General features: G+C 32.8%; 4 protein-coding genes. 1 reads left to right on the top strand and 3 read right to left on the bottom strand.

The window, feature by feature from the left end:
* Window positions 1–175: 175 nt before the first annotated feature.
* From AB3X49_RS16515 to AB3X49_RS16505, 3 genes are read right to left on the bottom strand one after another with little or no spacing between them, the layout of a single operon-like run.
* Entirely contained in the window at window positions 176–1,291 is a 1,116-nt protein-coding gene (locus tag AB3X49_RS16515) for a Ger(x)C family spore germination protein (RefSeq protein ID WP_367963420.1), read from the bottom strand.
* A gap of 11 nt (window positions 1,292–1,302) precedes the next feature.
* Complete coding sequence (locus AB3X49_RS16510; protein ID WP_367963417.1) at window positions 1,303–2,385, bottom strand: GerAB/ArcD/ProY family transporter; 1,083 nt, start codon at window positions 2,383–2,385, stop codon at window positions 1,303–1,305.
* Window positions 2,375–3,886 carry a spore germination protein gene (locus tag AB3X49_RS16505; RefSeq protein WP_367963415.1) on the bottom strand — a complete coding sequence of 504 codons (1,512 nt, stop codon included), beginning with the start codon at window positions 3,884–3,886 and terminating at the stop codon, window positions 2,375–2,377. Before AB3X49_RS16505 ends, AB3X49_RS16510 begins: the two co-directional genes overlap by 11 nt.
* A gap of 464 nt (window positions 3,887–4,350) precedes the next feature.
* Between AB3X49_RS16505 and AB3X49_RS16500 the strand changes: the two genes are divergently transcribed.
* Complete coding sequence (locus tag AB3X49_RS16500; protein ID WP_367963413.1) at window positions 4,351–5,097, top strand: YjbA family protein; 747 nt, start codon at window positions 4,351–4,353, stop codon at window positions 5,095–5,097.
* Window positions 5,098–5,855: the final 758 nt, after the last annotated feature.

Genomic DNA, 5,855 nt, shown 5'->3' with positions numbered 1-5,855 from the left:
ATATAGAATAATTTATCTCTATACTGTGTTCCAGTTTTACTGTACCACCTCAGTTGCGCTTTTTAAATACTGTCTACTTGACCGGGGGCACTGCAGAATGCGACTTTTAGACAAATTATTTAAAATTCCATAATCTGCGTTCACATCAAAATTTTATAACGCAATCTAACTGTAATTAGTTTATAATACCATATTGTATAATCTGATTATTAACGTGTACAGTGATTGGTATGTGAGGATATGTTGTCTCCCAATTTATATGTTTCCACTCTGTAGGGTGATAAGCTTGTATCCTTTGACCAATTCCTAATCCATCACAGTTTACTTTCTGCATGTTTGATATTGTTTTGTTTACAAGATGCGTCAATTCTTTATTAATTTTCCGATTCAATTTTTGAACGTATTTTTTGCTATATAAATGATTATTTGCATATTCATTTATCCCTAATTGAAAACGGATATCTAGGTTTACTTTTACTTTTCCATTTGTTACAAAAATATTAGGAGTTGTTTTTACCTGTAGTATTTCAATATTGACAAAGTTTTTGTCTCTAATGTGTTCTTTATTACTTACTCGTAGAGTTAAGCTTTGATGTTTATTTTTATGACCATTTAACATTAAGAATACCCTGGATTCTTTAATTCCTAAGTGACCTACAAATTTATCGTGATGAAACATCGCTAGTCCGGTAAGATAGGCACGTTTCTCCGATTTCAGCAAATCTAGATAGGGAATCATAAAATCTTTTCCTTCTGCAAAAATAATAGAACACATAGATTGAACAGTATGATTTTGAATAAGTCCCACTTCTTCTGCACTATGCAATAATTTGGGATAATATTCACTTGATAAAGTGGTATCTTTGATTCGAAGAGAAAGAGCCTCTTTTGCACGTCCATTTACAATTGCTACTTTTGCATTGGAAGGGCCTTTTGCATCACGATAGATTACATCTAATGTAGAATAGATACCTTGCTGAGCCAAATCCTTTCCAAATAAAAAAAGTCGATTTTTGGAAGCGTCAAATCGGTCTGGAATTTTTTGATCAGCATGTGCTTTTGCATTACGACTGGTATCACCTATTGCAGATGCAGAAACCGTCTCTTGATGCACGTTTTGCCCTTTGATTGATCTAGGATACAAAAAGGTTTGTTCAATTTTTTTATTTTTTGTCAAATCTATGCCGATTGCTAAAATTAGACTACTGTCTTTTAATAAACGCTGATCCCAGCACCCCATTAAAATAAAGGAAACACATAGTATACCGCATAAAGTCCTTGTTGTTTTCATCAATCTCTTCCTCATCTATTTGTTTTGTTGCGTAACAAAGAAAATATAAGCAAAAAAAGCGGAAGCCCTAAAGAAAATATAAGGCCAATCTTCGAGACAATATGTGAAAGAGTATTTGCTTCAGCGGGGGTATTAAAAATTAATGTGATAATAAGTGATATGATAGACACTCCATATACAAATGTTTTTCGTTTATATTTTTCATACATACTCTGTAAGCCACGAGAAGCACCATATAGATAAGCCATAATTGTACTGGATATAAGAATAATCCATGTACTTGTAAATAAAATATCTGGTCTTTCGACAATCTTAAATTCAAACGATTTAATGAGATATAAAATAGGTTGCGGAATTATTTTCATTTCTTTCGGGCTAAAGAATAATAAACAAATGAGTGTTAATATCGTATACAAAAAGGTTGTAAACATATTAGCTGCGAATGCAATTCGTAATTTTGTAGTAACGTTAGTTTGGATATACGGAAAAAGGATCATAAAAATTTCAAATCCTAGAAAGGAGAGAAAACCTTCGTGCACGCCTTTTAAAATTGAATCGATTCCATTCTTCCCTACTGGTAAGATGTAAAAAAAATTGGCGTCTTTCAAAGCGTACATAGACAAAAAAAGAAAAAGAAATAAAAAGATAGCTGTTAATACAAAGAATCTTGCGATTATTTTTATATTGTCTTTTGCCACATATATACCAATACAAAGTAATAATAGTTTCGGAATCCAACTAGGTGTATTTGGTAATAACCAAAGTTGTATGATATTACTAAACAAAGAAAGAATGGTACTAATAATGAATATGAAATAGATGATATAGGATATTGTAAAAAGACGTCCCAGCCTTATACCAAAAACGATTTTTATAATTTCAAAAATCGTATCCTTAGGAAATCTTTTGGCTAAAAACCACATGATTAAAATGCATCCATTCACACATATACCAGCTAGAATCACTGTAAGCCAACTATCTGTTCTTGCGTGTTGAAATACGGCATAAGGCAAAGAAAGAACTGTAATTCCAATTTGAGTTTGTACGATAAAAAAAAAGAATTGTAGCCCTGACAGTTGATACTTAGGATTCATTATCATCCCACCCTCTGGTTGAATATTGTTGATACTCTTTTTGAGGATGTATATCTTTTGGTCGCTTATTTAATTTCCATATAGGAAAACGAAGAAAAGAGTCCTTTAAACCGGTAAAATTTAATGGAGCAAGTGGCGAAAAATAGGGTTTCCCCAATGATTCTAATTTGCACAAATGAGCCAAAAGGAACATACCACCAAATATAATACCTGCAAAACCTAAGCAGGCAGCGGCCACCATTAAAGGAAATGAAATGATACGAGTGGCAGAACTCATCTCATAAGTTGGAATAGTAAAGGAAGCAATGGCAGTAAGAGCAATTACAATCACCATGATGTTAGATATCAGCCCCGCTCGTACCACCGCATCACCGATAATTAATCCCCCTACAATACCAATCGTTTGGCCAATAGGAGTTGGAAGGCGAATTCCAGCTTCTCGAATTAATTCAATCATGAATGCCATAATGATTGCCTCAATAAAAGGAGGAAATGGGATACCTTCTACAGACCCTTTTACTAATACAATAATATCACTCGGGATCATTTCAAAATGATAACTGATAATAGCAACATAGGTCGCAGGTAGGATTAAGGCAATAACAAAGCTAATAAACCGTAGTAATCTAAACAAAGAGCCTGGCCAAATTCTACTATTAAAATCATCAGGCGTTTGAAAAAAAGCAAACAATGTGATAGGAACAATGATAACATCCGCACTCCCCTCCGCTAATAGAGCGATACGCCCCTCCATTAGGTGGGCCATTACTCGATCTGGTCTTTCTGTGTATAATATATGTGGAAAAGGGGACCAGGGATAATCCTCTATAAAATCTTCTAGATAACCTGGGCTAAATATCATATCTGTCGAAATGGACTGTAATCGTCGTTCTATTTCCTCTACACTCATAAGATCAGCTAAGTCATTCATATATACGATTGCGATTTTTGTATGCGTTTCGTTCCCCAATTCAGAATATTTGATTGTTAATTGGGGATTCTCAATCCTTTTACGTATCAGATTTAAATTTGTATCGATACTTTCAATAAATCCCTCATGAGAGCCTCTAATTGTTTTTTCATTTATAGGTTCATCTGGGGCACGACTTATAGTTTTGACAGTATTCAGCAGATAAAAGGTAGTATCTTTATCTATATAAATAATACTTATCCCTTTTAATAGCATTGTAATAACTTGATTCAAATCATTTGTTTTTTGAAATTTAACAGTTGAAACTACTGTCTCTATTGGATCATGTGTATGTTCCATAAGTGGATTCATAATTTCTTTTTGAATCGTATCTGCATCAGCCACTGTTTCTAAATAAAGAAGAATACCTGCTTCCTTTTGGAATGGTAGCTCTATAATTTTCAAATCATTTGTATGGTTCAAACTACGTTTTATGTATGTTGTATTTTCCTCGATTGTTGCATATAGAGGTTGATGTGGAAATGATTTAGGCTGTATTATTCGATTTTTCGTTTTTTTGTTATGCATCATATATGCCCTACCCACACTTTCATCAATGTCATTATGATTATTCAATTCAAGTGTAGAAATTATACGTTTGTACTATAAAATTTTTATCAGAGTTTCTTTGCTCCCCTTCAAAAGGTACATTAAGGATTTATTCCATAAAAAGAAATGTCTCTGAATCAGAGACATTTTAGTAATTCTATTTGTAAGGATAGATACAATGAAGTCAAGATTCCCTCATGAGCCCACGGTTTTCGATTTCACGATATAACGTTGATTTTGTTATAGTCGTCTTTTTCTCGATCTGCTTAATCGTGTACCTTTTGGGACGCGGTATAAATTCAGATTAAAAGATTCTGGTACAACAAAATGAGAATGCTTGCAACAGAAATAAATAATATTTAGAATATATTTCCTTTAGTAGAATGAATTTTAACAAAAATGAACATAATGATTGGTAAAAACAGTAGTGAAGTGAGGGGTAGAGAATGTTATATCTGCATGATGTATGGATAAATTGGTTTGAAGGTGAAGAAAATGGGTATAATGTTTGTCAATTTTACGAGTGGCGGAAAGATGATACGATTGAACTATTAGATCAAGTACCATTATTAAAAGTAGATTCCACATTATATCATTACATCGAGAACGAATTATTAGAGCTTCCGCAAAAATTAATGGAAGACGTACATCATAAGGCTTATATTCGTAAAAATCACGAGCGTTTGCAACAAGAGTATTGTTTTGTAGTTACAGATGGCAAAGGAATTATAGCTGTAGATTCAATCGGCTACAATGTGCCGATTCGAAAAAGTAGGCTTATACCTCGTCATGAGCAGATGGTATACGCGATGGTAGAAAATGTACAAGCAGAAAAGTATGAGCTCCGGATGGAAGAAACAGAAAAGGAACATCATATTTTATCGCCATCCCCGCATCTCATGAACGGTTTAACTCGTAAAGAGAGACAGTTAAAACAATTATTATTTATGGCGTTAGATCAATTACATACAATGAAGAATTCAGCTGAAATTCGCTATTGGTACACAGAGTGGGATCCATCATCATATGCAACGGTCCAACATATGGAGTTTGAAGAGGTCTGGATACGTCTCTATGATGAAGTAAAAAATGGATGGTCTGAGAAACATGAGCAGTTATGTGAACACCTCGCAAAAGGACAGCCATTTTTTAGGGGATTATGGGAAATGAGAAGTGAGCAAAAAGTAAATTAAAACAAAAAGGTAGACACCACTCTTATGAAGAAGATGTCTACCTTTTATGTTATAAATTCATTTTCTACATAAAAAATGATGAAACCATGGATACAAAATAATCTGGTATTGGAATATGTATCATCATTATTATCCTCCTTAATATAATTATAAAATAATATTTTTAATAGTTAGTTTCATAACAATATAAAATTGTGAAATATTGAGCAATTTAAGGTAAAAAAATTACACCCAACTTGTAAGGAAATTACCTATGCAATAGAATAATTCTGGTGGAAGTTCTTGTCCATTATTCATCATACCTATCATTTACTGTATCCTCCTTGCTGTAGCATGAAAAATCGAAAAAATAATATGTATTTCTGTTCTTGATATATTTATAATACTATGTATTTTTTTGTGTACCTCAAATGTTATTGACAACTTTGTGAAATATTGAGCATTTTTAGGAATGTTGCCTATTTTGTGAGGTTCTGTCGCAAACTTTTTGTTATATTCTCAAAAATTGTACCTTTGCGAACACAAAGAAACCTTTTCTTAAGAAAAGGTTTCTTTAACAAATATTGATTATTAAACTCGTTCATATAATAGAACGATATACTTTTTTCATAGGAGTAATTTAAGCACACTCAAACTTGCAAAAGAACCTTCTTTGCTCTCTTTTAACTATTTGTACCAGAAGCAGCATTCCCAATTCGGACTCCATTTTTAATAAATTTCCTTACAAGCTTCACATATTCATCATTTTCTTCACGGTG

Origin of the sequence: Bacillus sp. C30, assembly GCF_040838255.1 — a bacterium.
Lineage (GTDB): Bacteria > Bacillota > Bacilli > Bacillales > Bacillaceae_G > Bacillus_A > Bacillus_A mycoides.
The sequence above is the reverse complement of the archived record's forward strand: the minus strand, read 5'-3'. Positions and strand labels throughout refer to the sequence as shown.

Coding starts and splice junctions, on each gene's coding strand:
- AB3X49_RS16515 (WP_367963420.1), bottom strand. CDS start 1,291: ATGAAAACAACAAGGACTTTATGCGGTATACTATGTGTTTCCTTTATT.
- AB3X49_RS16510 (WP_367963417.1), bottom strand. CDS start 2,385: ATGAATCCTAAGTATCAACTGTCAGGGCTACAATTCTTTTTTTTTATC.
- AB3X49_RS16505 (WP_367963415.1), bottom strand. CDS start 3,886: ATGATGCATAACAAAAAAACGAAAAATCGAATAATACAGCCTAAATCA.
- AB3X49_RS16500 (WP_367963413.1), top strand. CDS start 4,351: ATGTTATATCTGCATGATGTATGGATAAATTGGTTTGAAGGTGAAGAA.